Genomic DNA, 26,421 nt, shown 5'->3' with positions numbered 1-26,421 from the left:
ACCCGGTCCTCGCCGTTCACGACCGCTCCCCATCCTCGGTATCCGTCTCACACGTCGAGTCCGATGTCGGCGCGATCGGTAGCAGTTCGCGCGCACCCGGAGAGTCCCGCACGGCGAGTACGCGCTGGAACACTGTGATGACCGACCCCGCGGCGAGCAACCACATCGCTATGTGGATCGCCCAGTCGAGACCGAGACCGGTCAACCCGGAACCGACCAGCACGATCACGAGACGATCGGGGCGCTCGATGAGACCCCCGTCGGCCGACAGACCGCTGGCTTCGGCACGTGCCTTCGCATACGAGATCACCTGCGAGCACACGAGGCAGATCAGCGTCGCGATCAGCAGCGGCCTGCTCTGCTCGTGATAGACGGCCCACCAGGCCAGACCGGCGAAGATCGCTCCGTCTGCGACCCGATCGCACGTGGCATCCAGTACCGCTCCGAAACGTGTTCCGCCGCCGCGGGCACGTGCCATTGCACCGTCGAGCATGTCGAACATCACGAACAACCAGATGACGAGTGTGCCGACGAAGAGGTGGCCCGAAGGAAACAGCGTGAGGGCAGCCGCGATCGTTGCAACAGTGCCGATAATGGTTACGGCATCCGGGGTCAGGCCCGTGCGGATCAAGGCGTGACCGAGCGGTGCGGTCACTTTCGAAACCGATGCGCGACCGAAGAAGCTCAGCATCCCGAGACCCCCGACTTCCCCTTCGACCGACGTGTCCGGAACCAGATCCTGCCACGACGCACCGTCCGACCATGGGTGTGGTCAGGGACTGGTCCGCCTTCGGCAGGCGCTACTCGTCCCATGCCGAAGCCAGCAATGCGCGGGTGTCGCGCAGCAGCTGCACCATCACCTTGGATCCGCCGAGGACTGTGATGAAGTTCGCGTCACCACCCCACCGGGGCACCACGTGAAGATGCAGGTGTTCGGAGAGCGAACCACCCGCAGCGGCACCCAGATTGAGCCCGACGTTGAACCCGTGGGGACGGGACACTTTCTTGATCACTCGAAGTGCCCGCTGAGCGAACGCCATGAGCTCGGTGCTCTCATCGACCGTGAGGTCCTCGAGGTTCGCCACCCGCCGGTACGGCACCACCATGAGGTGGCCCGGGTTGTAGGGATAGAGATTGAGCACCGCGTACACGGATTCGCCGCGGGCGACGACCAGCCCCTCTTCGTCGGCCATCTTGGGGATCTCGGTGAACGGCTCATACGGCTCGCTCCGCAATCCCGGAGATTCGGTGATGTACGACATCCGATGCGGGGACCACAGCCGCTGCAGGTGGTCGGATTCGCCGACCCCTCGGTCGATCATCGAGTCGGACGTGTCTGCCGGCCCCGGAGTTCCCTCGCCCGTCAAGAGGTCGCTCCCCGTTCCACCGGACGCACCAGCTCCGCAGTGGGAGAAGCGTTGTCGCGTCGACGAACCCACTCGGCGATGATGCTCACGGCCTCGTCGGCGGGCACACCGTTGACCTGGGTACCGTCGCGGAACCGGAAGCTCACCGCACCGGCGGCGACGTCGCGTTCGCCGGCGAGCAGCATGAAGGGAACCTTCTGCGTGGTGTGCGTTCGGATCTTCTTCTGCATGCGATCGTCGGACACATCCACCTCGGCGCGAATCCCGGCCGACTTCAGTTTGCCGACGACGTCGAAGAGGTGCTCCTCGAACTCGGCAGCGACCGGGATACCGACCACCTGGACCGGCGAGAGCCATGCGGGGAACGCACCGGCGTAGTGCTCGGTGAGCACACCGAAGAACCGCTCGATCGAGCCGAACAGTGCACGGTGGATCATCACCGGGCGATGCTTGGCACCGTCGGATCCGGTGTATTCGAGTTCGAACCGCTCGGGGAGGTTGAAGTCGAGTTGGATCGTCGACATCTGCCAGTTGCGACCGAGCGCGTCGTTGACCTGTACCGAAATCTTCGGTCCGTAGAAGGCGGCGCCGCCCGGATCGGGCACGAGGTTCAGCCCCGAGGACTCCGCGACCTCACGCAGCGTGTCGGTGGCGGTCTCCCACAACTCGTCGCTACCGACGAACTTCTTGGGGTTCTTGGTCGAGAGCTCGAGGTAGTAGTCGTCGAGTCCGTAATCCTTCAGTAGATCGAGGATGAACTCGAGGACGGTGGTCAGCTCGTCGCGCATCTGCTCGGGGGTGCAGAAGATGTGCGCGTCGTCCTGGGTCATGCCCCGCACACGTGTGAGTCCGTGGACGACACCGGACTTCTCGTAGCGATAGACGGAGCCGAACTCGAACATGCGGAGCGGAAGCTCGCGGTAGGAACGCCCTCGCGACCGGAAGATCAGGTCGTGCATCGGGCAGTTCATCGGCTTGAGGTAGTAGTCCTGGCCGGGTTTGCGGATCGTGCCGTCGTCGTTCAGTTCCTCGTCGATGTGCATCGCCGGGAACATGCCGTCCTTGTACCAATCGAGGTGACCCGAGACCTCGTAGAGGTGCCCCTTGGTGATGTGCGGAGTGTTGACGAAGTCGTATCCGGCGTCGACATGGCGCTGACGCGAGTAGTTCTCCATCTCCTGGCGGATGATGCCGCCCTTGGGATGGAACACCGGAAGACCCGAACCGAGCTCGTCAGGGAACGAGAACAGGTCGAGTTCGGCGCCCAGCTTGCGGTGATCGCGGCGCTCGGCCTCGGCGAGCAGTTCCAGGTGGCGGTCGAGTGCATCGGTGGACTCCCACGCGGTGCCGTAGATCCGCTGGAGGCCGGCGTTGTCCTGGTCGCCTCGCCAGTACGCGGCGGAGCTGCGGGTGAGTTTGAACGCGGGAATGAACTTGGTGGTCGGGATGTGCGGGCCGCGGCACAGGTCCTTCCACACGACCTCGCCCGTGCGCGGGTTGAGGTTGTCGTAGATGGTGAGCTCGGCGCCCCCGACCTCCATGATCTCGGGATCATCGATGCCTGACTTGTCGTCGATCAGCTCGAGCTTGAACGGCTCGTTCTTCAGTTCGTCGCGGGCATCCTCGAGGTTCTCGACGACGCGGCGGGAGAAGCGCTGCGCGTCCTTGACGATCTTCTTCATCCGCTTCTCGAGCTTCGCGAGATCCTCGGGAGTGAAGGGGCGCTCGACCTGGAAGTCGTAGTAGAAGCCGTCCTTGATCGGCGGGCCGATACCGAGCTTGGCATCGGGGAACTCCTGCTGCACGGCCTGCGCCAGAACATGCGCGGTCGAGTGCCGGATGACGCTGCGGCCGTCCTCGGTGTCCGCGGCGACTGCCTCGACCTCGGCGTCGGTCTCCGGCGTCCACGACAGATCGCGCAGGTCCCCCTCGGAGTCGCGGACGACGACGATCGTGTCGGGTCCCTTGACCGGCAATCCGGCTTCGCGCACAGCGGCGCCGGCAGTGGTTCCCGCTGGCACCCGGACGAGCGTGGCTGTTTTCGCGGATGCGGGCGTGGTCACTGGCTGGACTCCTCGGCTCGATGCCTGTTCTCGGGGGGTGCTGCCCGACGCGGCACAGCGCGTCGGCAACCTCCCCATGCTATCGATATGCGCTCACACAGCGAACACAGGGCGTGCCGGAACGAAACACGGTTGCGGCATCCGAAATTCTCAGAGCGAGTGCAGCCCTGTGAGTACCCGTTCGAGAAGTTCGCTGCCCGGCCCGACCCGGTCCACCGTGCTGTGGACGGTCAGGATGCCCGCCCCCGCGAGGTCGCCGATCAGCACACGGGCGACCCCGAGGGGGATTCCCGCCAGAGCGGCCACCTCCATGGTCGAGCGCGGTTGTGCGCACAGACCGACGACCACCCGGTGTTCCTCGGCGAACTTGCCTGCCATCAGGCTCGTCGAGGACGGGACCGTGGACACGAGGGCCTCGAGCGGCAGGTCCATATCGCTCCGGGTACGGCCACCGATACGGACGAAGGGCCTCACGAACGATGATGTGCGATCTTCCAATTTTCCGACTCCCCCAGCGCTTTCGTACCCAGTTCCGTCGAACGTCCGATCCCTCGCGCGGGACACCCGGGGCCCCGTCTCAGTGACAGCGGCCTGTGCTGCGGTGGTCGGCGTCCCCCCTTCGGCCGACGGCGGAGCGACAACATTCGACTCCGACGACCACTCCCCCTCTTCAGGGGGCGAATATACAAGATCGTCCCGCTTCATGCGGTGACGTGGACGCCGGGACCCGAAGCGGGCACCGGTCGTCCCCACGGTCTGCCATGCGCCATCTGCGACACTCATCCTGCACATCCTCCTCGAACCACCGCGGTCTGTCCCGACCTCGCCCACGCGGACATCGGTGGCCGCAGACGCGCACATCGTCGAGCCGGCAACGAACCTCTCGTCGGCCGGATCACGCAACTCCCGCTGCGTTCGACAGTTGCATGCCAAGATACGCAAAAAGGGCACCCTGTGCAGGGTGCCCTTGTGCGGACCTGTGGTCCCGGCTGGGATCGAACCAGCGACCTCCCCGGTGTGAACGGGACGCTCTTCCACTGAGCCACGGGACCGCGCCGCTTTGCAGCGGCTCGAACGCAAAGAAACTTAACACGCCCCTGCGCGCGAACACGAATCAGCAGTTCACACTGAGTTTTCGGAATTGCGCACGACCGACCGCTCGCCACCAGCTCCTCCGAATCCAGCCGCGCAGGGCAGCGCCCCCTCGAGTAACGGAGCAACAGGACGCGTAACTCGGCGGCACATCGGGCGCGAGCAGCCCTCGCCGCCCCATCTACTCAGCGCACATTCCTGTCTCTCTCTCGAGCACTCGAAACCCCTCTCACACCGCCCACACAGCACTTCCAACGCCATCCTTGCCGAGTTTTCTTGCGTTGACCTGCAGATTTGTGTGATTCCGCGATGGTCGGCTAAGTTTTTAACCGCACCACGGAGAGCACAACGCCACGGTGCGNTAAGTTTTTAACCGCACCACGGAGAGCACAACGCCACGGTGCGAATGCGGATGTAGCGCAGCTGGTAGCGCATCACCTTGCCAAGGTGAGGGTCGCGGGTTCGAATCCCGTCATCCGCTCGAGAGGTTGGACTCGACCTTTCATGGTGGAGTGGCCGAGTGGTGAGGCAACGGCCTGCAAAGCCGTGCACACGGGTTCGATTCCCGTCTCCACCTCGCGCGATTAGCTCAGCGGGAGAGCGCTTCCCTGACACGGAAGAGGTCACTGGTTCAATCCCAGTATCGCGCACCAGGGTCGATCAGCACGTGGATCAGCCCCAGGTTTCACCACAACGTGCACACGCGGATGTAGCGCAGCTGGTAGCGCATCACCTTGCCAAGGTGAGGGTCGCGGGTTCGAATCCCGTCATCCGCTCCACACCGGCGTTGGAAGCCGGCGCGATTAGCTCAGCGGGAGAGCGCTTCCCTGACACGGAAGAGGTCACTGGTTCAATCCCAGTATCGCGCACCAGGGTCGATCAGCACGTGGATCAGCCCCAGGTTTCACCACAACGTGCACACGCGGATGTAGCGCAGCTGGTAGCGCATCACCTTGCCAAGGTGAGGGTCGCGGGTTCGAATCCCGTCATCCGCTCCACACCGGCGTTGGAAGCCGGCGCGATTAGCTCAGCGGGAGAGCGCTTCCCTGACACGGAAGAGGTCACTGGTTCAATCCCAGTATCGCGCACCAGAAGTATCAAAGTCCCCCTTCGGAATCCGAAGGGGGACTTTGCGTTCCTGATCAGTGGACGGTGCCGAGCCGGTTCACACCGGCAATCATGGCGCGCAGCGTGGACTCGGTTGCACTCTGCCCGATTCCCATCGCCCACCCCCGACGGTCCCCGTGACCGCAGAGGAGGAACGTCGCCGGTGCTCCACCGACTTCGCCCTGATGAAACGACAGGATCTCGAGGTGAATGCCGAGGCTGTGGAGCATTGCCGTCATTCCTGCCACCGGACCGTTCGTGACAGCCGATGCGGTGTGTATCGACGCACCCACCGCAAGTGTTGCCTCATACGAGCTGCGGCCCGCGGACACCGCTGTGACCGCCCATGCCCCCATACGCACCGGACCGTTCTGCGGTCCGTAGAGGGCTGCGAACTCATCCCAGGTGAGTCCCGCAACCTCGGCCCGCAACGGCATGGGCAGCCGGCCTTGCCAATACTGACCTTGCCGAGACCGGTCTCGCCGAGATGACACGGGAATGCTTGCCTCAGCCGAAGCGGACATGTGGACAGCGTTCGAATCGAAGGCGTTCATCGAAGGGTTCTTCCGCGAGAAGGAAGGACCGACACGTAGCTCAGGGACCCGCAGCGAGGGGTCGGTCCGAATCAGACCCCGCTACGGCGGTGAACTACGAGTACGCGCTTCATGACACTCACCCTAGGACGTACATGTGACGAGTGCAAACGTCGAGCCTCGGAGCATGTGACGAAACCGTGACCGCGTGAATCGGGCCGCAACTTGGAAGCTGAGGAATCCCTCATGTATCGTGAGAAGTGCCATCCCCCCCGATGGTAATGAACCCCAGCCATGACCCCCCATCCAAGGCTGGGGTTCAGCCATTTTCGGGATTCTCCAGTTCGGGATTCTCCAGTTTCGGGATTCTCCAGGTCGGTACGCGGGAGTCCGACTACGGCTGCTTCACTTGAACCATGCCGCCCCCACTCGAAGAAACCACCGCTCCTGTATCTGTGAAACGCGCAGGCATCTGGGATGCCGAGAGCATCGCCGACGTGGCGGCAGCGACGTTCCCGTTGGCATGCCCACCCGATGCAACGGGTGCGGACATTGCCGCCTTCATCGAGACCGCACTCACGGCAGAGCGCTTCAGTGAATATCTGACGGACCCCGCCAGAACTGTTCTCAAGGCCACGATCGAAGGTGAGATCGTCGGGTATCTCATGGCAATCGACGCACCACCCGACGATCCGGCGATTGCAGCGTTGCTCACCGCGCGTCGGTCGATCGAGATCAGCAAGTTCTATGTGCTCTCCGGTCGGCACGGCACGGGGGTCTCGAACGCACTCATGGGCGCCGCCGTAGAGCTCGGACGTTCTGGCGGCCACGCCGGATTGTGGCTCGGCGTCAATCAGCAGAACGCGCGAGCCCGTCGCTTCTATGCGAAACAAGGTTTCGAGGTCGTAGGCGAACGCAGATTCACGGTGGGGTCGCAGGTCCACGAGGACTACGTGATGCAACGCATCCTGTGAATGGCCGTCTCAGGAACGCACCAGCGCCGGAACTGCCGGCAGATCCGGACCTGTGAACCGGAACTGCCGACCGGACGGCAAGGTCAGGCGGGGACCTCGAAACGCGACAGCGCGAGAAGGCGCGAGGTGGCGCGCAGATACTTCTTGCGGTAGCCGCCGGCCACCATCTCGGGAGTGAAGATCTCGTCGAGCTTCGCTCCTGCAACCGTCACGGGGACACTCGCGTCGTAGAGCCGGTCGGCGAGGACCACCAGTCGAAGTGCAACGGACTGGTCCTGGGCCGGGTGGACGCCGTTGAGGAACACCGCGCTGACACCCTCGACCAGTTTCCCGTAGCGCGACGGGTGGAGCGTACTGAGGTGGGCACACAACTCGTCGAAATCGTCGAGCGTCGCGCCTGGAATCTCGTTGGCACGTTCGACGAGGACCTTCGAGTCGACCGGTTCGGGTGCAGGTGGAAGGTCCCGGTGACGATAGTCGGGACCGTCGACGCGCAGTGTCTCGAAGATGGAACCGAGCTTCTTGATCTCACGGAGGAAGTCCTGCGCAGCGAACCTGCCCTCGCCGAGCTGCCCGGGAAGGGTATTGGAAGTGGCGACGATCGACACACCGCGCGCCGACAACTCGGTCAGCAGCCTCGACACGAGCATCGTGTCGCCGGGATCGTCGAGCTCGAACTCATCGATGCACAACACGCTGTGACTCGACAGCTCCTCGACAGCCTTGTTGAAACCGAGCGCACCGACGACATGGGTGAGTTCGACGAAGGTGCCGAAGGCTTTGGGCGAGGGTGCACTGTGGAAGATCGAGGCCAAGAGGTGCGTCTTGCCCACGCCGAATCCGCCGTCGAGGTAGAGACCCGCACCCGTGGACGGAGCCTTCCTGCCGAACAACCCGCGCTTGCCGCTGCGGATCTTGCCGACCTTACCGACGAAAGTTTCGGCCGCAGCAACGGCCGCTGCCTGACTGGGCTGTTCGGGATCCGGAATGTACGACGCGAAACTCACCTCGTCGAACATGGCGGGCGGCACCATCTGTGCCACAAGTTGGTCTGCGGGCACCACCGGATTCCGGTCGACGAGGCGTTCGTGCATTACACCAGGATAGTGGCGGCAAATGGCACATCCAGCACAGGACCGGGTAATGGGACCTACTTCACAGACCCTTCACGGTGAGTTCACCGAATCGGAGCAGGAGAACGGTACGCGGCCTCGGCGTCCGAGCGCACCGGTGCGCACCGTCACTGCGCGCACCTGGCAGGCTGTCCGCATGCGCAGAACCGGGGTGCTCGCTGTGTGTTGGCTCGCAGTTGCGTCGGTGGTGGCCGCGTGCGGAGCGGGTCCCTCGATCCGTCCCGATGTGGCTGTCGTCCAGGACGTGGGAGGCGAGCAACCGGCCGAACCCGAACAACGCGACCCGGGTACGGCCCAGCTCCCGGTACCGCAGAACGACCTTGCGTGGCGCGATTGCACCGCCGAGACGATCGACGGTTTCGCACTGCCTCCGGGCCCTGCGGGGCTCGTTCTCGAGTGCGCCCAGGTTCCTGCACCGATCGACGTGACAGGGACCGTACCCGGAACGTTCCCCCTCGGAGTGCTCCGGGCACGGCTTTCCGAGACTCCCGGCGACGTCGCCCCACTGGTTGTGACCACCGGCTCCGATCTCCCGTCGAGTCGCGCGCTCGCCGCACTCGCTACGGGCCCGATGTCGGCGACCCTGACCGCGCGCCCTCTGGTCGCCGTCGACCGTCGTGGACTCGGGATGTCCCAGGAGATCGACTGCATCTTCGGCGCCGATCGCCGCGCCCTTTCCGACCTCGGGCAGTTCGGTCGCAGCGGTGAAGCGTCCGATCGCGTCGCCGAACTCGGTCGGCAGGCGACCATCTCGTGTACCGACTACCTGCAGCCACAGCAACTGATGTTCGGCGCCTCCCACGCCGCGAGCGATATCGAGCAGCTGCGCCGCGCCTGGGATGTCGATCGGTTGGGGCTGCTCGGTATCGGTAACGGCGCGACGGTTGCGCTCGCGTACGCGGCGGCGTACCCGGGCGGAGTCGGGCGGCTGCTCCTCGACTCGCCCGCGGCAGCGACGGCAGACGCCGAACTGCTCGCCGAATCCGCTGCACGAGGCGCAGAAGCCGCCGTCGACGACTTCGCCCGCCGCTGCGCCGCACTGGAGTGTTCGCTGGGGCCGGACCCGCGCGGAGCGATCGAGGATCTCTACGGTCGCGCCGCGGACGGTCTCCTCGCGCCGGTGTCGTCGAATGCCCTCCTCACCGCGCTCACCGCGTTCCTGGGCACCCCACGTGCCGACCTACAGGCCCGTATCCGCGAACTGTCCGACATCCTTGCCGCAGCCAGGGACGGTGACGTCATGCCACTGCTCGAATCCGTGGGCACGGCAGAAGCGATGCTGACGACCGACGGCCAATGGGTGTCACAGTGCAGCGACGGGCAGCGATGGCCGACGGCGATGCGCGCCGCTGAACTTCAGAAGTCGTGGTCCACGACGTATCCGTTGTTCGGGAGTGATGCCGCCGTCGCGGCGACCTCGTGTGCGGCGTGGCCGAGCATGGCGCCGCCGCCCCTTCCGGCAGCACTCGACGTACCGGTCCTCGTCACCAGCGCGGCAGCCGACCCCATCGTCGGAAATGCAGGCTTGGATTCGGTGACCGGCGCGCTGACCGCGAGCGGTATCCGATGGACGGCACTCGCGTGGCAGGGGGCCGGGTATTCCGCAACGCTCCATTCGGCCTGCGCGCAAAGTCGCGCAGAAGCGTATGTGGCAAACGGAGAGCTTCCACCGAACGGGAGCCTCTGCCCGGCCTGATCGCAGCTGCGCGGAGCGCCTGGATGCGCCGTTCGGTCCGGTTGCGGTGTACCGTGCCGTAGTGTTCCTCAGCAGTCTCGAGCCTCGCACCGCCCGCACCACAGCGGAAGTGGTCAAGTACGTCGTATGGCCACTGGCCGTACTGACGGTGTTGCATCGGGTCGTCATCAAGGCCGTCAACGGCTTCCGAACCGATGATTTCAAGCCCGTGTACGAGGCTGCACTGGCATTCCTCAATCGCCGCCCGGTGTATACCGCCAACTTCGACTGGGTGGACCCGCATTACCTGTACCCACCGTCGGGGACTCTGCTGATCTCACCGATCGCCGTGATCGACCCGGAACGCTCGCGCTGGTTGTTCATCCTCGCGAACGCCGTCGCGATCCTGATCGCGCTGTACCTGTTGTTGCGGATGTTCGGGTTGCGTCTCGATTCTCCGGTCGCACCGATTCTCGTGCTGGCCGCGTTCTCGTCCGAGACGGTCACGAACACGCTCGTCTTCACCAATATCAACGGTCTCGTGTTGCTCGGCGAGGTCGCCTTCCTGGCGCTGCTGCTCAAACGTCGAGACCTCTGGGCGGGCGCCGCACTCGGTCTCACCTTCGCCGTGAAACCCATTTTGGCGCCTCTGCTGCTGTTGGCGCTGGTGCGGGGCCAGTGGAAGGTTTTCGTCACCGCTGCCGCTGTTCCCATTGCATTGACGGCCATCGCGTGGCCGTTGTCGGTCGATGCGTGGCAGTTCGTCGAGCACACCGTTCCGTACCTTCTCGAATCGCGGGACTATTTCAACAGCGCGATCGTGGGCAACGGGATGTACTACGGTCTGCCCGGCTGGCTGGTCATAGGCCTGCGGGCCGTGCTGGGTCTGATGGTCGTGGCATCGATGTGGTTGCTGTACCGCTACTGCCGCGACGATGAACTGTTCTTCGTCTGCACCAGCGCCGGCGTGCTTCTCGGCGCATCATTCCTGCTCACCTCGCTCGGCCAGATGTACTACTCCATGATGCTGTTCCCGCTGCTGATGACTGTGCTGCTGCCGAATTCGGTCATGCGGAACTGGCCCGCGTGGCTCGCCGTCTACGGGTTCCTCAGCTACGACTCGTGGTTGTCCGGTCGCTGGGTCGAAGCCGGTCGTGCAGCGGAGTACATGAAGACGACGTTCGGCTGGTCTCTGCTCCTGATCGTCATTTTCGCTGTGCTCCTCGATCGCTATCTGGCCGCCCGCCGCGAGGGCCGCCTCGATGGCGGTATCGAGCCGTCACACTTGTTGCGATCTACCCGGTCGAGTACCACCGCACGGTCGAAGCCGGATCAGGAACCTGAACCAGAAGTCGCAACACCGTGATCCGACTGCCGGCCACCCGTACCCGACCGGACACACCTCATGGCACAGTCGGTCGCTCACCGCTAGCGTGGATGCCATGACTATCCCTCCCCGGTCGGAACCCGCGCCGAAGGTCACCCACAGCGACGACGAGTGGCGCGCCAAGCTGACGCCCGAGGAATACGCCGTGCTTCGCCGGGCGGGGACGGAACGCCCATTCACCGGCGAATACACCGACACCGATACCGAGGGTGTCTACGAGTGCCGCGCGTGCGGTGCGGAATTGTTCCGTAGCTCGGAGAAGTTCCACTCGCATTGCGGCTGGCCGTCGTTCTTCGATCCGGCGGAGTCCGACGCCGTGATCCTCCGCACCGACGACAGCCTCGGAATGCGGCGGGTCGAGGTACTGTGCGCGTCGTGCCATAGCCACATGGGCCATGTATTCGAGGGCGAGGGGTATCCGACTCCCACCGATCAGCGGTACTGCATCAACTCGATCTCCCTGCGCCTGGTTCCGACGGACTGATACCTGCCGCCGACAGTGCTCGCCACAGCGCATCGGGCCGGTCGGTGGTGGGCAGAGGCTCCACGAGCTGGAACGAACAGCCGATACCTCGTGCGGCACCGTCGGCCTTCTCGCTGTCGCCGATCATGAGGGTGCGAGCAGGATCCACGTCCAGCATGTCGACGGCGTGCCGGAAGATCTCCGGTTCCGGCTTCACCGCACCGACCTCGAACGAGAGTGTGAACACCGAGACGAGGTCGTCGATTCCGAGCACAGCGAACGCCGGCCGGATATCGAAGGCAATGTTGCTGAGCACGCCGATGCGATAGCCGTCACCCGACAGGGCTTCTATCACCGGGACCGTGTCGGGATAGACGGTCCAGCACGCGGGGTCCGTCACTTTGGCGTACAGATTCCGTGCCTGCTGCGGATCGGCGACACCGGACCTTCTCAGCACCGTGAGATATGCCTCCCGATGCCAGGCCGGGTCGCGGTCACGATTGGTCCAGGCATGGTGCTCCTCGGCATCCATCTCCACCGGTTGCCCGGTCGGTGCAGTGAGGCGTCGCATCAGTTCTGCCTGCTGGTGCACATCGAACGGCGCACCGCCGCTGTCGGTGATCTGCTCCATCCAACTGTCGTCCTCCTCGAGCCTGAAAAGCGTGCCGGAGAAGTCGAACAGGACCGCGTCGAAGGGATTCGTGCCCATACTTCGAAGGCTAGCTGTTCCTGTCGATGCCGGGCGGATCTCAGAGACCGTACATTCCGTCGATCAGGCCCTTGGCGATCGTGGTGGCCGGGTCACGGCCGTCGGCGCCTGGCGCCAGGTTCGCCCACACGATCAGTGTGATGCCGTTCTCCGGATCGGACCCCATGAACGAGTTGTATCCCGGAAGCTCTCCGGTGTGCCCGTACATCGGGCCCATCTTCGCGATGCCCCAGCCGTAGCCCGCCGCATCCGGCGTGGACGGATCGGTCGGGACGATGCTGTCCATTCGCTGCTGCTGCAGCTCCGCGTCGAGCACCGAACCGTTCGTAAGTGCCTCGACCCATGTGGCCAGGTCCTCGGCGGTTGCGATGCCTGCGCCTGCCGACCAGGCCCACGACGGATTGGTGTTCGTGACGTCCGTAGGGGCAAGCGTTCCGTTCTCGGCTTCGGTCTGCATCTCCTCCGGCAGAGCCGGGTCGGTGAGGGTGAGCATGTTCGTGCCGAAGAAGTAGCCGTGGGAGTAGGGCGTCGGTAGCTCCACCTCGGTCGGGTCGGGGAACGAGGAATCGGACATCCTGGCCGGCCTGAATATCCGTTCGTCGAAGATATCCGGCAACGGCTTGCCGTCGAGTTGGACCGCGATCAGACCGAGCAGCACATAGTTGGTGTTCGAGTAGTGGTAGCCCTCCCCCGGCGGGAAATACGGTGGGTTCGCAAACCCGAGAGCGAGCAACTCGTCGGGTTGCCACACCCGCCCCGGATCGTTGTCGAGTGCCTCGTTGAGTTCCGGTGTCTCGCTGTAGTTGTACAGCCCGGAACGCATGTTCAACAGCTGCTCGATCGTGATGTTCTCGCCGTTGGGAACGTCCGGACGATGCTTCGATACCGGATCGGACAGTGACAGTGCACCTTCGGACACCATCTGCAGGATGACCGTGGCCGTCCAGGTCTTCGTGTTGGAGCCGACGCGAATATGGTCGTCGAGGGAGACCTGCTCACCCCCGTCATGCTCGGTGGTCCCGTAGGTCGCGGTGATGGTGCCGGAGGGCGTCCGAAGCAGCGCGACCGCGCCGGGGAGCAAAAACTCCTGCGCTCCGGATTCGAGAGCCAACTGTAGTTCGGCTTGATCCACCGGAGTCGGGGCCCCGGCCTCGGACGCCTCGGAACCCGACGTCTCCGACACCGTGCCCGAAGGGGTTTCCGACACCGTGCCCGAAGAGGAGGATGCGTCCCCACCCGAGTCCGTACACGCGCCGGCGAAGAGGATCAATGCCACCGCGGCGCCGGCAGCCCGCAGACGACGATCGTTGACTGCACAACGCTTCATGAGCACTCAGAATACTGCGACACCACCGACGGAAGTGATGAAACTCACAGATGAAGCAGGATCGTCGGTGGATCGTACGCGCGGATCGGTGGCAACTCCCCCACGAAGAGCTCGATCTCGACGAGCACATGCTGCCCCGTGCAGCCCTGAGACAGACGTGACGTACCCACATCGGCCGTGAGCACGTTCGGGTTTCCGTGCACGCACATGGACTCGGGGTCTTCCGGGTCGTAGGGGTCGTACCACGCTCCGGTCGAGAGCTGAACGACGCCGCGCAGCACCCCGTCGTCGAGCACCACCCCGGCAAGACAGGCGCCACGGTCGTTGAACACCCGAACCACATCACCTTCCGAGAGGTTGCGTGCCTCGGCATCGCCCGGGTGCATCCGGATCGGCTCGCGGCCCCGAATCTTCGACGCCTGACTGAAGGCACCGTGATCGAGCTGACTGTGGAGCCGGGTCCTCGGCTGATTCGCGATGAGATGCAGTGGGAACTGCTCAGCGCGTGCGCCGCCGAGCCACTCCTCGGGCTCGTACCACTTCGGATGGCCTGCGCAGTCCTCGTAGCCGAATCCGTCGATGTCCGCGGAGAAGATCTCGATGCGGCCGCTCGGGGTCCGAAGCGGGTCGCGTTGCGGGTCGTCGCGAAACTCTTCGAACAACGTCAGATCGTCCTCGGTGCGCATCCGCACGTGACCGTGACCCCAGAACTCGTCGAACTCGGGTGGGTCCTCCACCCTGGCCGGATCTGCGAGAACGAATCCGCGCCACTGCTCGTAGAGATATTCGAGCCACTCCTGTGCGCTGCGCTTCTCGGTGAACCGGTCGCCGAAACCCAGCCGGTACGCGAGCGCCGAGAATGTGTCGTAGTCGTCGCGGGCGTCCTCGAATCGGGGTACAGCCGCGTGCATCGCAACGAGTAGCGGATCGCTGCGCGTACAGGTCAGGTCGTTGCGTTCGAGGGTCGTGGTGGACGGCACCACGATGTCGGCGTGCTTGGCCATCGGGGTCCAGTACGGATCGTGGACCACGATCGTGTCGGGGCGTCCGAGTGCGCGGCGGAGCCGGCCGATGTCCTGATGGTGATGGAACGGATTCCCGCCCGCCCAGTAGACGAGCCGGATGTCGGGAAACGTGTATCGGTTGCCGTCGTAGTCGAACTTCTCCCCCGGTCGCAACAACAGATCGGAGATCGCGGCCACCGGTATGAAATCGTCCACCTCGTTGTTCCCCTGGAACAGGGTGGGCAGTGGATACGGCACCGGCGCGGTGCCGGGCTCGTTCATCGACCCGTACCCGTGGCCGAAGCCTCCGCCCGGCAGACCGATCTGTCCGAGCATGGCGGCCAGAGTGATTCCGGCCCACGGCGCCTGCTCCCCGAACCGCACACGTTGCAGCGACCACGACACGGTCACCAACGTCCGTGAGGATGCCATTCGGCGTGCGAGTCCGGTCAACGTATCCGCGGACAGTCCCGACAACTCCGCCGCCCACTGCGGCGACTTCCGGATCCCGTCCGTCCCGCCGAGCAGGTAGTCCTCGAACTTGTCGTAGCCGGTGCAGTACCGGTCGAGGAATCGGCGGTCGGCGAGGCCCTCGGTGGCCAGGACGTAGGCCAGCGCCAGCATGATCGCGACATCGCTCCCCGGCCGCGGTGCGAGCCACTCGCACTCGCCGTGTGTGTCGTCGCGCAGGGGGCTGATCGACACGATACGGCCCCCGCGGGCCCGCATCCCGTCGAGTGCGTCGCGGGTCGGGTGGTCGCTGTTTCCACCGTCGTTGATGGAGGTGTTCTTGACGGGGACACCGCCGAAACACACGAAGAGTTCCGTGTGCCCGGCGATGAGATCCCAGTGGGTCGAGCGCGCGAACAGTTTCCAGTGGGTGCCGACGACGTGTGGCATGACCACACCGGTCGCGCCGAGCGAATAGCTGTGCACCGACCGCGTGTATCCACCGAACATCTTGAGAAAACGGTGAACCTGGCTCTGCGCGTGATGGAACCGTCCGGGCGCCGACCATCCGTACGAGCCGCCGTAGATCGAGCGATTGCCGTAACGATCCGCGACCCGACGCAATTCACGCGCGAGCAGCTCGGTCAGTTCGTCCCACGACACGGCGACGAATTCGTCGCTCCCCCGGCGCGTGGTCGGACCCGGTCCGTTCTCGAGCCACCCGCGGCGCACCACCGGACCGGCGATGCGAGCGCGATGCCGCACCGAACCCGGCACGTTCGCGAGAATGGGTGACGGGTCGCGGTCTCCCGCGAAGGGATGCACGGCGACGACCTCGCCACCGCGCGCCTCCGCCGAATACATCCCCCAGTGCGCCATGTGCGAGTACCTCGCGTGCGCCATGTGCGAGTACCTCGCGTGCGCCATGCGGGAATTCCGCGGCCCGTCGGACAACATCAGGGAAGCGAGGCGATCAACGGCTCCGGCGCCACCCGCGGCCCCGAGAAGAACGGTGTCTCCTCACGGACGTGCCGCCGCGCCTCGGTGGCACGCAGATCGCGCATCAGGTCGACGATCCGATCGAGGGCAGGTGCCTCGAACGCGAGGATCCATTCGTAGTCGCCCAGCGCAAATGCCGGGACCGTATTGGCACGCACATCCGGGTACGGACGAGCCTCCTTGCCGTGGTCCGCGAGCATCGTGCGACGTTCAGCATCGGGAAGGAGATACCAGTCGTAGGACCGCACGAACGGGTACACGCAGATGTAGTCACCCGGCTCCTCCCCTGCGACGAACGCCGGAAGGTGGCTCTTGTTGAACTCCGCAGGCCGGTGCAGCGCAGTGTTCGACCACACTGCGGTACTCGCGCGCCCGAGGATCGTGGTGCGGCGGAAGTCCGCGTAGAACTTCTGCAGATCCTCGATGCGCTCGGCGTGGGTCCAGATCATGAAGTCTGCGTCGGCGCGCATCCCTGCAATGTCGTAGATCCCGCGCACGATCACATCGGTGCCGTCGAACGAGGCGAGGAACTTCTGGAAGTCCTCAACGGCCTCGGTGCGATCTTCACCGAGCGCGCCCGGCGTGACCTGGAACACCGACCACATCGCGTAGCGAAGCGTGGAATTGAGCTTTTCGAAATCGAGACGTGCCATACCCTCATCCTGCCACTCGTGTTGCAAGCCGTGCTGCGGCCTTTGTGCCTGATTCGACACACGCGGGAACGCCCACTCCGTGCAGCATCGCACCGGCTACGGCAAGGCCCTCGATTCCGTCGATCTCCCGCTCGAACGCCGCAACGATCTCGGTGTGTCCGGCCCGGTACTGGGGCAGGCCTCCGTGCCACCGCTGCACGAAAGCCGCCTTGGGTTCGTCGTCGACGCCCGTCACCGTAGCGAGGTCGGCGCGGGCAAGGGTGATCAGCTGTTCTTCGGTTGCATCGACAAGCCTGTCGTCGCCGAACCTGCCGAACGACACGCGGACGAGGGAGACATCCCGTTCGGCGAGGTGCGGCCACTTCCGTCCGGACAGCGTAAAAGCCTTGGCCGACAATTCCTCTCCCGTGGCGACGAGGATGCCGGAGTTCTGCGGCAGCGCCGCCGCCGACGGCAACGCGAGCGACACCGTCACCGACGATGCAAGCGGAATCTCGGCGGCGTGCGCCGCGGCGGCCGGGACCGGTCCGGCCAGCAGGGCGGCCACTTCCGGTGCCGGTACCGCCAGGATCACGCCGTCGACCTCGCCGAGCGGATCGAGTGACCAGCGATCCCCGACACGACGCAGGTTCGACGCCACGGTTCCGGTGTGGATCTCCGCGTCAGCAGCCTGTGCGAGCGCGTCGAGGAGGACTCCATAGCCGCCGCGCAAGGTGCCGAAGACCGGCTTGCCGGACGGAGCCGGCAGCGCGCTCGCGACCGCCTCGGTCAGGCTCGCCGCACCGTCGTCGAGTGCGCGCGCGAGTGTCGGCACCGTGGCACGAACCCCGGCTGTATCGGAAAGGCCGGAGTAGACGCCACCGAGCAGCGGGTCGACGCTGCGGCGCACGACCTGCTCGCCGAACCGCGACCCCACCAATTCCGCGACCGACATATCGCCGTCGGTGTCCCACCTCAGTGGGGTCTCGGGCTCCCTCCTGATGCGGACGAGAGTCTCGTCATCGACGAGTCCGTCCAGCGATCGGGCATCAGCGGGGATTCCCATCAGGGTTCCGGCGGGAATGGGGTGCAGCGCCGTACCCGCGTAGATGAGCGGACGCGCGCCCGACGGATGGACGAGTTGATCGGTGAGTCCGAGCTCGTCGAGCAATTCGGGCACCTCGGGTCGCCGCCCGATGAATGCCTCCGCGCCTACATCGACAGGAGCGCCCGCCAGCGAGACGGTGCGAAGCTTGCCGCCGAGTCGGTCCGATCGCTCGAGCAGCACTATCCGGGCGTTCGGGCCGAATACCGTCCGCAGCCGATACGCCGCGACGAGCCCGGTGATGCCACCACCGACGACGACGACGGGCGCGCTCACAGCGAATGCACCAGCTCGACGACCCGGGTGAGGATGCTCGGATCGGTGTCGGGAAGCACACCGTGACCGAGGTTGAAGATGTGTCCGGTCGCACCGGCCGCGAGGGCTCGGTCGGCCGACGCGATGACGCGACGGACCTCGGACTCGACGACATCCCACCCGGCGAACAACAGCGCCGGGTCGAGGTTGCCCTGCAGGGCCTTGCCCGCGCCGACACGGTTCGCCGCGACGTCGAGCGGCACCCGCCAGTCGACACCCACGACATCCGCGCCGACCTCGCCCATCGCACCGAGGAGTTCACCCGTTCCCACGCCGAAGTGGGTCCGGGGAACACCGAAGGATTCGAGTTCGGCGAAGACCCGCTGCGAATGCGGCATCACGAACTCCCGATAGTCGACGAGTGAGAGTGCACCCGCCCACGAATCGAAGAGCTGGATTGCGTCGACCCCCGCTTCGAGTTGCGCACGCAGAAATACGATCGCGACATCGGTGAGCTTGCCGAGGAGTGCATGCCAAGTCTTCGGGTCGGCGTGCATGAGTGCCTTCGTGCGCTCGTGATTTCGGCTCGGACCCCCTTCGACCAGGTACGACGCCAACGTGAACGGTGCGCCGGCGAATCCGATCAGCGGTGTGTCGCCGAGCTCGCGGGTCAGCAGAGTCACAGCGCGCGCAACGGCACCGACCTGGTCCTGCTCGAGATTCGGCAGTGCTGCGACATCGGCGGCCGTGCGGATGGGATTCGCGACGACGGGGCCGGTACCGGCGACTATGTCGAGGTCGATACCTGCTGCTTTGAGGGGCACAACGATATCGGAGAACAGAATCGCGGCGTCGACCTTGTGTCGCCGCACGGGCTGCATGGTGATCTCGCACACGAGCTCGGGGTCGAAGCAGGATTCGAGCATGCCGATGCCTGCGCGGATCTCGCGATACTCCGGCAGCGAGCGACCCGCCTGACGCATGAACCACACCGGCCGGTGCGCCGGTTGCTCGCCGCGCGCCGCAGCGAGAAGTGGGGCGTGCGGGAGAGCCCGCCGAGTGGGGTGCTGGGTGGCCGCAGCAGAGCCGACGTTCGTGTTCTCCAAGCCGGTCATCGATCCTCGTTCTTCCGAAAGGCACGGGTCGTAGCCCATGCTGCCACGCGTGTCCGGTTCGCTGGAATCGGCGCGCCTCCCGCGTGCGCTCGGTCACCGGCACTAACGTCCGCTGGCGTGACCACCTCGTCTGCAGAGCCAGCCCGTTTCCGCGCTGCTGTCGATGCGATGAATGCGGCCACCGTACGCCCGGAGATCGAGGTCGAGCCGATCCGGCCACCGCAGCGACTCGCGCCGTTCAGCTATGCACTCGGTGCCGAGGTGCTCCATCCCGACGCGACAGAAGTTCCGGAAGAGTCCGAGGGTGACGCGTTCGGACGCCTGATTCTGTTGTACGACCCCGACGGCGACGAGGCCTGGCACGGCACCACCCGCCTCGTCTCGTACATCCAGGCCGATGTCGACGCGACCTTGGCCGCCGATCCGCTACTGCCCGAGGTGGCGTGGAGCTGGCTCGTAGATGCGCTCGAGGCCCATCACGAACCGCTCACCGCGCTCGGAGGAACCGTCACCTCGACGAGTTCGGTGCGTTTCGGTGACATCGCGGGACCGGCTCGCGCACATCAATTGGAATTGCGTGCGTCGTGGACGCCGACCTCCGAGATACTCAGCCCGCACGTCGAGGCATTCTGCGAGGTCCTCGCGTACGCGGCGGGACTGCCACCGGCCGGGGTCGCCCGCTTGCAGCGATAGAGTCACGGCCATGCCGGCAGGAAACGATCAGGACCCGATCCCCGCTGACGACGCGCCCGCCGCGGCCACCGAGCCGTTGTTGAGCCCCCGCGGGGGTGTCCCCGACGTCGTCACCACCGCGGCCGGAGCCGAGGAGGCCGCGGCACTGCTGGCGCGCGGTCACGGTCCGCTCGCTGTCGACGCCGAGCGCGCCTCGGGTTATCGATACTCCGCCCGCGCGTATCTGGTCCAGCTGCGCCGCGAGGGCGCCGGCACCGTCCTGCTCGATCCCATCCCGATCGCAGGGGACCTCGCGCCGCTCGCGGCGGTGGTCAACGAACTCGAGTGGGTTCTGCACTCCGCCGATCAGGACCTGCCCGGACTGGACGAGCTCGGCCTGCGTCCGGCGGCGCTGTACGACACCGAACTTGCCGGTCGGCTCGCGGGGTTCCCGCGGGTCGGGCTGGCCGCAATCGTCGCGCAGACACTCGGCCTGGAACTGAAGAAAGGGCACGGCGCTGCCGACTGGTCGAAACGCCCGCTGCCCGACTCGTGGCTCAATTACGCTGCGCTGGACGTCGAGATCCTCGTCGAACTCCGCGCCGAGATGGCCGCCGAATTGGACCGGCAGGGAAAGTCGGAGTGGGCTGCACAGGAATTCGAGCACATCCGACTCGCAGGACCGCCGAAGCCGAAGCCCGAGCGATGGCGTCGCACCTCCGGCGTCCACGCGATCAAGAATGCCCGCAAGCTGGCGATCGTCCGGGAATTGTGGTCGGCGCGAGACGAAGTCGCATCCCGGCGCGACATCGCACCCGGACGGATCCTGCCGGATTCCGCGATTGTCGCAGCGGCACAGGCCGGTCCACGGACGATCGGCGAGCTGCAGGAGCTGCCCGTCTTCGGTGGTCCGCGCCAACGTCGCTCGTCTCGGGTGTGGTTGTCGGCGATCGAACGCGCCCGCAAACTTCCGGACTCAGAGCTTCCCCCACTGACGCAGACGTTCGACGGACCACCTCCCGCGGGGCGCTGGTCGCGTCATCATCCTGAGGCTGCCGCGCGCCTGACGGCCGCCCGTACCGAACTCTCCACGTTGAGCGACGAGGTCTCGGTTCCGGTCGAGAATCTCGTGAGCCCCGAGCTCGTGCGGCGCCTGTGCTGGGACTGGGACCTCGCCGCGACCGCCGATGCGGTCGCGTACATCGAGAGCCGGTTCACCGCCGGTGGTGCGCGCCCGTGGCAGCGCGAGCTAACGACCCCACGGCTCGCGAAGGCGCTCACGGACGAGAAGTAGACGCGTGCACGCCACGCAAGTTACTCACCGGTAATGAGGATGTAGAGTGGTTCCGAGGCCGGTCACCCCCTGGTATCCGGTCCGCATCGCCTCGCCGCGGAACGTGTCGGCGAGGATTCCGCTCCACCGGGAGGAAACGCGTGGCTTCCACCACCTCGAACCAACGCAACGTCGTCTTCGTCGACGGCATACGTACCCCGTTCGGCAAGGCGGGCCCGAAGGGCATCTACGCCGACACCCGCGCCGACGATCTTGTCGTCAAGGCCATCCGGGAACTGATGCGCCGCAACCCCCAGCTCGATCCCGCCCGTGTCGATGAGGTCGCCGTCGCGGCGACCACGCAGACCGGCGACCAGGGACTGACGATCGGGCGCACCTCCGCGATCCTTGCAGGGTTGCCCGAGACAGTGCCCGGCTTCGCCATCGATCGCATGTGTGCCGGCGCGATGACCGCCGTGACCACCACCGCATCGGGCATCGGTTTCGGGCAGTACGACGTCGTCATCGCCGGCGGCGTCGAGCACATGGGCCGCCACCCGATGGGTGAGGGCGCCGACCCGAACCCCCGCTTCCTCGCCGACAAGCTCGTCGACCCGAGCGCGCTCGTCATGGGCAACACCGCCGAGAACCTGCACGACCGGTTCCCGAGCATCACCAAGGCCCGCACGGACGCCTACGCGGTCAACAGCCAGAACAAGTACGACGCAGCCAGGAAAGCCGGCTGGATCGCCGACACCCTCGTACCCGTTGCGACCCGCTCCGCTGCAGGATGGGGCCTCGCCACCGAGGACGAGCCACCCCGCCCCGGGACGACGATCGAGGACCTCGCGAAACTCAAGACCCCCTTCCGCCCCGCCGGACGCATCACTGCCGGCAACGCTGCCGGTCTCAACGACGGGGCAACCGCAGCGATCCTGGCGGGTGAGGACACCGCGCGCGAGCTCGGCCTGCCGATCGGTATGCGCATGGTCGGATTCGCCTTCCAGGGCGTCGATCCGGCCGTCATGGGTATCGGCCCCGTCCCGGCGACCGAGAAGGTCCTGGCCCGTACCGGACTGAGCATCGACGACATCGGTCTGTTCGAGATCAACGAGGCATTCGCCGTGCAGGTGCTCGCGTTCCTCGAGCACTTCGGTATCGCCGACGACGATCCCCGCGTCAATCAGTGGGGTGGCGCGATCGCGTGCGGGCACCCGCTCGCATCGTCCGGTGTGCGCCTGATGACCCAGCTCTCACACCAGTTCACCCAGAACCCCGAGGTCCGTTACGGCCTGACCACCATGTGCATCGGACTCGGCATGGGCGGCACCGTGATCTGGGAGAACCCGAACTTCGAGGGAGACAAGTAGTCATGACCGATCTTTCGTCCCTGTTCGCCGACGAAGTCGTGACGAACGCCTACGTGCGGCTCGTATCCGTACCCGGCCTCGATGGCCGGATCGCCCTTGTCACCCTCGACAACGGGTTCGACCACACCAAACCGAACTCGTTCGGACCCGCGGGCCTTGCCGCCTTCGGCGCTGCTCTCGACGAGGCATTCGCCGCGAACCCGGTTGCTGTCGCCGTCACCGGCAAGCCGTTCATCTTCGCTGCCGGCGCCGACCTCAAGGGGGTCCCCGCAGTCACCGAGCGCGCGCAGGGTGTCGAGCTCGGCAAGCTCGGCCACGACGTGTTCCGCAAGCTGCGCGAGTCGTCGATCCCGACGTTCGCGTTCGTCAACGGCCTGGCGCTCGGTGGCGGACTCGAAGTGGGTCTGCACGCGCACTACCGCACCGTGGCGGACAACGTTCCGGCTCTCGGCCTGCCCGAGACGATGCTCGGTCTCGTCCCGGGATGGGGCGGAACGCAATTGCTGCCGAACATCGTCGGCCCCGACCACGCGGTCACACTCATCCTCGAGAACCCGCTCAACAACGGGCGTACGATCCGCGCTGCTCAGGCGAAGAAGCTCGGCTACGCCGACGAGGTCTTCGGTTCGGCCGACTTCCTCGAGCAGTCGCTGGCGTGGGCCGCGAAGGTCCTCAACGGTGAGATCACACCCGTCCGCCCCGAGATCGACCGCGGCGCCGGGTGGGATGCCGCGATCGCACGGGCGAAGGCCCTGGTCGAGGGTAAGACTCGCGGGCACGCACCCGCCCCGGCCCGCGCGATCGAGTTGCTCGAACTCGCCCGCAGCACCGACATTGCAGATTCCGCGTCGCTCGACAAGGGTTTCGCTGCCGAGGACGAAGCACTCGCCGATCTATTGCTGACCGATGAGCTGCGCGCAGGCCTGTACTCGTTCGATCTCGTCAACAAGCGCGCGAAGCGTCCTGCGGGTGCACCGGACAGATCGCTCGCCCGGAAGATCACCGGCGTGGGCATCGTCGGGGCCGGACTGATGGCCAGTCAGCTCGCGCTGTTGTTCGTGCGTCAGCTGAAGGTGCCGGTGATCCTCACCGACATCGATCAGGAACGTATCGACAAGGGTGTGGGCTATGTGCACACCGAGATCGACAAACTGCAGGGCAAGGGCCGTCTCTCCCCTGACGCGGCGAATCGCCTCAAGGCACTCGTGTCCGGTTCTCCGGACAAGGCAGCGTTCGCGAAGACCGATTTCATCATCGAGGCCGTGTTCGAGAACATGGACGTCAAGAAGAACGTGTTCGCGGAGCTCGAACAGCACATCTCTGCAGAGACGATCCTCGCGACGAACACCTCGTCGCTGTCGATCACCGAGATGGCCGCGGATCTGCAGCATCCGGAGCGGGTCGTGGGCTTCCACTTCTTCAACCCGGTCGCGGTACTGCCGCTGCTCGAGGTGATCAAGGGCGACCGGACCGACGACGCCACCCTCGCTACGGCGTTCGCCACCGCGAAGTCGCTGAAGAAGTCGGCGGTGTTGTGCGGTGACAAGCCCGGATTCGTCTTCAACCGCCTCGTCACCCGCACTCTCGGCGAGGTCATGACCGCGGTGGACGAGGGCACCCCGTTCGACGTGGCGGACAACGCCGTCGGTGCGTTGGGCATGCCGATGTCGCCGTTCACACTCCTCGCGCTCGTCGGCCCGGCCATCGCGCTGCACACCGGCGAAACCCTCCAGGCTGCATACCCGGACCGCTTCGTGTCTTCCCCCGGCCTCGAAGCACTCGTCGCGGCGAAGAAACCCGGCGTGTGGTCCTACGAGGGCGGCACGCAGGTCGTCGATCCCGACGTGGCCGCGCTGTGGCCGCAGGGAGACAACCCGTCGACCGCCGACCAGGTGCTCGACAGGACCCGGCGCGCGTTTGCCGAGGAGATCCGGATCATGCTCGACGAGGGTGTGGTCGCAGCACCCGAGGACATCGACCTGTGCCTGATCCTCGGCGGCGGTTTCGCGTTCTGGAACGGTGGTATCACGCCGTACCTCGACCGCACCGGCGCCTCCGAAGCGGTCAATGGAAAGCGCTTCCTGGCACCGGGAGTCGCCAGCGTCTCCTGAGTACCCCGGACCTACGAAACGAGGGTGTGTCACCGATCGGTGACACACCCTCGTTTTTTGTGATCTTGCCGCGGAGTGGGGTGCCGAGGGTTAGCGTGAGTTCGTCCGACACTGCCCACGGCGGCGAGCTCGTCGTCGTTGCGCACCGACCAGGCCCCGCCTGGAGCGGCACCCACGGGAGAGCAGGTGCGAGAGGATATGAACGAGCCGACACAACCCTCGACCGGACACGCCGCCAAAGTCATCGCCGTGACGGTCGCGGCCGCAGTCGGCGGCTTCCTCTTCGGTTTCGACAGTTCGGTCATCAACGGGGCGGTCGACTCCATCCAGGGTCATTTCGAGTTGGGTTCCTTCTTCACCGGCTTCGCCGTCGCCATCGCGCTACTCGGTTGCGCCGCGGGTGCGTGGTTCGCCGGGCAACTCGCCGATCGGTGGGGTCGCAAGAAGGTCATGTTGCTCGGCTCGGCGCTGTTCACGATCTCGTCGATCGGTTCAGGTCTGGCCTTCAGCGTGCCGGACCTGATGTTGTGGCGTGTCCTCGGCGGCCTCGGCATCGGCATCGCGTCCGTCATCGCACCCACCTACATCTCGGAGATCGCGCCGGCGCGTTACCGCGGCAGCCTGGCCTCACTACAACAACTCGCGATTACGCTGGGCATCTTCGCCGCGCTGCTGTCCGATGCGATCCTGCAGAACGCCGCGGGCGGCGCCTCCAACGAGCTGTGGTGGAATCTGGAGGCGTGGCGATGGATGTTCCTCGTCGGCGTGGTCCCCGCCCTCGTGTACGGCGTGCTCGCTCTGATGATCCCGGAGTCCCCACGCTTTCTGGTCGGTAAGGACCTCGATGAGGAAGCCGCCCGGGTTCTTGCCAACGTCACCGGCGACCTGCACCCGGACGAACGCGTCGCCGAGATTCGGCTGACGCTGCGCCGCGAGACTGCCCGGTCGTGGGACGATATCCGAGGCCCGGTCTTCGGCCTGCAGTCGCTGGTGTGGGTCGGCATCACGATGGCGATCTTCCAGCAGTTCGTCGGCATCAACGCGATCTTCTACTATTCGACGACGCTGTGGAAATCAGTGGGGTTCAGTGAGAATCAGTCGTTCACGACGTCCGTGATCACCGCCGTCATCAATGTCGTCATGACTTTCGTGGCGATACTGTTCGTCGACAAGGTCGGACGGCGTCCCCTGCTGATGGTGGGGTCGATCGGCATGTTCGTGAGCCTGCTGCTCGCCGCCATCGCGTTTTCGCAGGCCACCGGTAGTGGTGAGGATCTGCAATTGCCTGCGCCGTGGGGCACGGTGGCACTCATCGGAGCCAACGCATTCGTGGTGTTCTTCGCTGCCACCTGGGGTCCCATCATGTGGGTGATGCTCGGCGAGATGTTCCCCAATCGGATGCGCGCCCTGGCGCTGGGACTGAGCACCGCGGCCAACTGGATCGCGAACTTCACGGTGACCCTGGCGTTCCCGCCGCTCACGGAATCGGTGGGGCTGTGGTTCCTCTACGGACTGTTCGCGTTCTTCGCTCTGCTGTCGTTCTTCTTCGTCAAGTCGAAGATCCCGGAAACCAAGGGGATGGAACTCGAGGACATGCACAGCTGA

21 protein-coding genes and 8 tRNA genes are annotated in these 26,421 nt (G+C 65.5%); 16 read left to right on the top strand and 13 right to left on the bottom strand.

Annotated elements, in window-relative coordinates; translation table 11 throughout:
- Positions 1–16: 16 nt before the first annotated feature.
- From pgsA to HCA61_RS14430, 5 genes are all read right to left on the bottom strand, one after another.
- Complete coding sequence (pgsA, locus tag HCA61_RS14450) at positions 17–691, bottom strand: phosphatidylinositol phosphate synthase (RefSeq protein WP_169688846.1); 675 nt, start codon at positions 689–691, stop codon at positions 17–19.
- 109 nt (positions 692–800) lie between these two features.
- Complete coding sequence (locus tag HCA61_RS14445; protein WP_169688933.1) at positions 801–1,322, bottom strand: HIT domain-containing protein; 522 nt, start codon at positions 1,320–1,322, stop codon at positions 801–803.
- A gap of 41 nt (positions 1,323–1,363) precedes the next feature.
- Complete coding sequence (gene thrS / locus HCA61_RS14440) at positions 1,364–3,430, bottom strand: threonine--tRNA ligase (RefSeq protein ID WP_169688845.1); 2,067 nt, start codon at positions 3,428–3,430, stop codon at positions 1,364–1,366.
- Between the two features lie 150 nt (positions 3,431–3,580).
- Complete coding sequence (locus HCA61_RS14435; protein ID WP_308198810.1) at positions 3,581–4,135, bottom strand: DUF742 domain-containing protein; 555 nt, start codon at positions 4,133–4,135, stop codon at positions 3,581–3,583.
- Between the two features lie 275 nt (positions 4,136–4,410).
- Positions 4,411–4,482, bottom strand: a tRNA-Val gene (locus HCA61_RS14430).
- A gap of 448 nt (positions 4,483–4,930) precedes the next feature.
- Between HCA61_RS14430 and HCA61_RS14425 the strand changes: the two genes are divergently transcribed.
- The 7 genes from HCA61_RS14425 to HCA61_RS14395 all read left to right on the top strand — a co-directional run bounded on the left by HCA61_RS14425 (position 4,931) and on the right by HCA61_RS14395 (position 5,613).
- Positions 4,931–5,003: transfer RNA gene (locus HCA61_RS14425), tRNA-Gly, on the top strand.
- Positions 5,004–5,028: 25 nt separating this feature from the next.
- Positions 5,029–5,099, top strand: a tRNA-Cys gene (locus tag HCA61_RS14420).
- Position 5,100: 1 nt separating this feature from the next.
- Positions 5,101–5,175: transfer RNA gene (locus HCA61_RS14415), tRNA-Val, on the top strand.
- 50 nt (positions 5,176–5,225) lie between these two features.
- A tRNA-Gly gene (locus HCA61_RS14410) sits at positions 5,226–5,301 on the top strand.
- Between the two features lie 18 nt (positions 5,302–5,319).
- Positions 5,320–5,394: transfer RNA gene (locus tag HCA61_RS14405), tRNA-Val, on the top strand.
- A 50-nt stretch (positions 5,395–5,444) separates the two neighbouring features.
- Positions 5,445–5,520: transfer RNA gene (locus HCA61_RS14400), tRNA-Gly, on the top strand.
- Between the two features lie 18 nt (positions 5,521–5,538).
- Positions 5,539–5,613, top strand: a tRNA-Val gene (locus HCA61_RS14395).
- A gap of 51 nt (positions 5,614–5,664) precedes the next feature.
- Here the strand turns inward: HCA61_RS14395 and HCA61_RS14390 are convergent.
- Positions 5,665–6,066, bottom strand: a complete 402-nt coding sequence (locus tag HCA61_RS14390) for an alpha-isopropylmalate synthase regulatory domain-containing protein (RefSeq protein ID WP_240959299.1) — start codon at positions 6,064–6,066, stop codon at positions 5,665–5,667.
- Between the two features lie 512 nt (positions 6,067–6,578).
- Here HCA61_RS14390 and HCA61_RS14385 point away from each other — a divergent pair.
- Complete coding sequence (locus tag HCA61_RS14385) at positions 6,579–7,136, top strand: GNAT family N-acetyltransferase (RefSeq protein ID WP_169688842.1); 558 nt, start codon at positions 6,579–6,581, stop codon at positions 7,134–7,136.
- Positions 7,137–7,219: 83 nt separating this feature from the next.
- Here the strand turns inward: HCA61_RS14385 and zapE are convergent, their stop codons facing one another.
- The gene (zapE, locus tag HCA61_RS14380; RefSeq protein WP_169688841.1) at positions 7,220–8,230 is read right to left on the bottom strand and encodes a cell division protein ZapE; all 1,011 of its coding nucleotides are present in this window, start codon (positions 8,228–8,230) and stop codon (positions 7,220–7,222) included.
- Between the two features lie 175 nt (positions 8,231–8,405).
- Here zapE and HCA61_RS14375 point away from each other — a divergent pair, with 175 nt between their 5' ends.
- The 3 genes from HCA61_RS14375 to msrB all read left to right on the top strand — a co-directional run bounded on the left by HCA61_RS14375 (position 8,406) and on the right by msrB (position 11,815).
- A complete protein-coding gene (locus tag HCA61_RS14375) occupies positions 8,406–9,965 on the top strand; it encodes an alpha/beta hydrolase (RefSeq protein ID WP_206040130.1) in 1,560 nt (519 codons plus the stop codon).
- A 61-nt stretch (positions 9,966–10,026) separates the two neighbouring features.
- Positions 10,027–11,310 carry a glycosyltransferase family 87 protein gene (locus tag HCA61_RS14370; protein ID WP_247274188.1) on the top strand — a complete coding sequence of 428 codons (1,284 nt, stop codon included), beginning with the start codon at positions 10,027–10,029 and terminating at the stop codon, positions 11,308–11,310.
- A gap of 76 nt (positions 11,311–11,386) precedes the next feature.
- A complete protein-coding gene (msrB, locus tag HCA61_RS14365; protein WP_169688839.1) occupies positions 11,387–11,815 on the top strand; it encodes a peptide-methionine (R)-S-oxide reductase MsrB in 429 nt (142 codons plus the stop codon).
- On the opposite strand, the gene HCA61_RS14360 is transcribed toward msrB, so the two are convergent.
- The 6 genes from HCA61_RS14360 to hemE are packed head-to-tail and all read right to left on the bottom strand — an operon-like array spanning position 11,778 to position 19,390.
- Positions 11,778–12,503, bottom strand: coding sequence for an HAD family hydrolase (locus tag HCA61_RS14360; protein WP_169688838.1), 726 nt, complete (start codon positions 12,501–12,503; stop codon positions 11,778–11,780). The genes msrB and HCA61_RS14360 overlap by 38 nt on opposite strands.
- A 40-nt stretch (positions 12,504–12,543) precedes the next feature.
- Positions 12,544–13,830 (bottom strand): serine hydrolase domain-containing protein, encoded by a 1,287-nt coding sequence (locus HCA61_RS14355; protein WP_169688837.1) that lies wholly within the window; start codon positions 13,828–13,830, stop codon positions 12,544–12,546.
- Positions 13,831–13,874: 44 nt separating this feature from the next.
- Positions 13,875–16,187, bottom strand: a complete 2,313-nt coding sequence (locus tag HCA61_RS14350) for a molybdopterin-dependent oxidoreductase (RefSeq protein ID WP_240959297.1) — start codon at positions 16,185–16,187, stop codon at positions 13,875–13,877.
- 53 nt (positions 16,188–16,240) lie between these two features.
- Positions 16,241–16,936 (bottom strand): hydrogen peroxide-dependent heme synthase, encoded by a 696-nt coding sequence (gene hemQ, locus HCA61_RS14345; protein ID WP_169688836.1) that lies wholly within the window; start codon positions 16,934–16,936, stop codon positions 16,241–16,243.
- A 4-nt stretch (positions 16,937–16,940) separates the two neighbouring features.
- A complete protein-coding gene (locus HCA61_RS14340; RefSeq protein ID WP_169688835.1) occupies positions 16,941–18,296 on the bottom strand; it encodes a protoporphyrinogen oxidase in 1,356 nt (451 codons plus the stop codon).
- Positions 18,293–19,390 carry a uroporphyrinogen decarboxylase gene (gene hemE, locus HCA61_RS14335; protein ID WP_169688834.1) on the bottom strand — a complete coding sequence of 366 codons (1,098 nt, stop codon included), beginning with the start codon at positions 19,388–19,390 and terminating at the stop codon, positions 18,293–18,295. Before hemE ends, HCA61_RS14340 begins: the two co-directional genes overlap by 4 nt.
- A gap of 117 nt (positions 19,391–19,507) precedes the next feature.
- Here hemE and HCA61_RS14330 point away from each other — a divergent pair, with 117 nt between their 5' ends.
- From HCA61_RS14330 to HCA61_RS14310, 5 genes are all read left to right on the top strand, one after another.
- Positions 19,508–20,083 carry a DUF3000 domain-containing protein gene (locus tag HCA61_RS14330; protein WP_169688833.1) on the top strand — a complete coding sequence of 192 codons (576 nt, stop codon included), beginning with the start codon at positions 19,508–19,510 and terminating at the stop codon, positions 20,081–20,083.
- Positions 20,084–20,093: 10 nt separating this feature from the next.
- Positions 20,094–21,356 (top strand): ribonuclease D, encoded by a 1,263-nt coding sequence (locus tag HCA61_RS14325; protein WP_169688832.1) that lies wholly within the window; start codon positions 20,094–20,096, stop codon positions 21,354–21,356.
- Positions 21,357–21,496: 140 nt separating this feature from the next.
- Positions 21,497–22,705 carry a thiolase family protein gene (locus HCA61_RS14320; RefSeq protein ID WP_169688831.1) on the top strand — a complete coding sequence of 403 codons (1,209 nt, stop codon included), beginning with the start codon at positions 21,497–21,499 and terminating at the stop codon, positions 22,703–22,705.
- Between the two features lie 2 nt (positions 22,706–22,707).
- Complete coding sequence (locus HCA61_RS14315) at positions 22,708–24,816, top strand: 3-hydroxyacyl-CoA dehydrogenase NAD-binding domain-containing protein (RefSeq protein WP_169688830.1); 2,109 nt, start codon at positions 22,708–22,710, stop codon at positions 24,814–24,816.
- Between the two features lie 198 nt (positions 24,817–25,014).
- Positions 25,015–26,421 carry a sugar porter family MFS transporter gene (locus HCA61_RS14310; RefSeq protein ID WP_169688829.1) on the top strand — a complete coding sequence of 469 codons (1,407 nt, stop codon included), beginning with the start codon at positions 25,015–25,017 and terminating at the stop codon, positions 26,419–26,421.

Source organism: Rhodococcus sp. HNM0563 (genome assembly GCF_012726195.1).
Classification (GTDB): Bacteria; Actinomycetota; Actinomycetes; order Mycobacteriales; family Mycobacteriaceae; genus Rhodococcus.
Note: the sequence above shows the minus strand (reverse complement) of the source record. Positions and strands in the feature narration are given on the sequence as shown.

Coding starts and splice junctions, on each gene's coding strand:
- HCA61_RS14385 (WP_169688842.1), top strand. CDS start 6,579: ATGCCGCCCCCACTCGAAGAAACCACCGCTCCTGTATCTGTGAAACGC.
- HCA61_RS14360 (WP_169688838.1), bottom strand. CDS start 12,503: ATGGGCACGAATCCCTTCGACGCGGTCCTGTTCGACTTCTCCGGCACG.
- msrB (WP_169688839.1), top strand. CDS start 11,387: ATGACTATCCCTCCCCGGTCGGAACCCGCGCCGAAGGTCACCCACAGC.
- HCA61_RS14310 (WP_169688829.1), top strand. CDS start 25,015: ATGAACGAGCCGACACAACCCTCGACCGGACACGCCGCCAAAGTCATC.
- HCA61_RS14355 (WP_169688837.1), bottom strand. CDS start 13,830: ATGAAGCGTTGTGCAGTCAACGATCGTCGTCTGCGGGCTGCCGGCGCC.
- hemQ (WP_169688836.1), bottom strand. CDS start 16,936: ATGGCACGTCTCGATTTCGAAAAGCTCAATTCCACGCTTCGCTACGCG.
- HCA61_RS14445 (WP_169688933.1), bottom strand. CDS start 1,322: ATGATCGACCGAGGGGTCGGCGAATCCGACCACCTGCAGCGGCTGTGG.
- hemE (WP_169688834.1), bottom strand. CDS start 19,390: ATGACCGGCTTGGAGAACACGAACGTCGGCTCTGCTGCGGCCACCCAG.
- HCA61_RS14375 (WP_206040130.1), top strand. CDS start 8,406: ATGCGCAGAACCGGGGTGCTCGCTGTGTGTTGGCTCGCAGTTGCGTCG.
- HCA61_RS14435 (WP_308198810.1), bottom strand. CDS start 4,135: ATGAAGCGGGACGATCTTGTATATTCGCCCCCTGAAGAGGGGGAGTGG.
- pgsA (WP_169688846.1), bottom strand. CDS start 691: ATGCTGAGCTTCTTCGGTCGCGCATCGGTTTCGAAAGTGACCGCACCG.
- HCA61_RS14315 (WP_169688830.1), top strand. CDS start 22,708: ATGACCGATCTTTCGTCCCTGTTCGCCGACGAAGTCGTGACGAACGCC.
- HCA61_RS14325 (WP_169688832.1), top strand. CDS start 20,094: ATGCCGGCAGGAAACGATCAGGACCCGATCCCCGCTGACGACGCGCCC.
- HCA61_RS14390 (WP_240959299.1), bottom strand. CDS start 6,066: ATGCCGTTGCGGGCCGAGGTTGCGGGACTCACCTGGGATGAGTTCGCA.
- HCA61_RS14350 (WP_240959297.1), bottom strand. CDS start 16,187: ATGGCGCACGCGAGGTACTCGCACATGGCGCACTGGGGGATGTATTCG.
- zapE (WP_169688841.1), bottom strand. CDS start 8,230: ATGCACGAACGCCTCGTCGACCGGAATCCGGTGGTGCCCGCAGACCAA.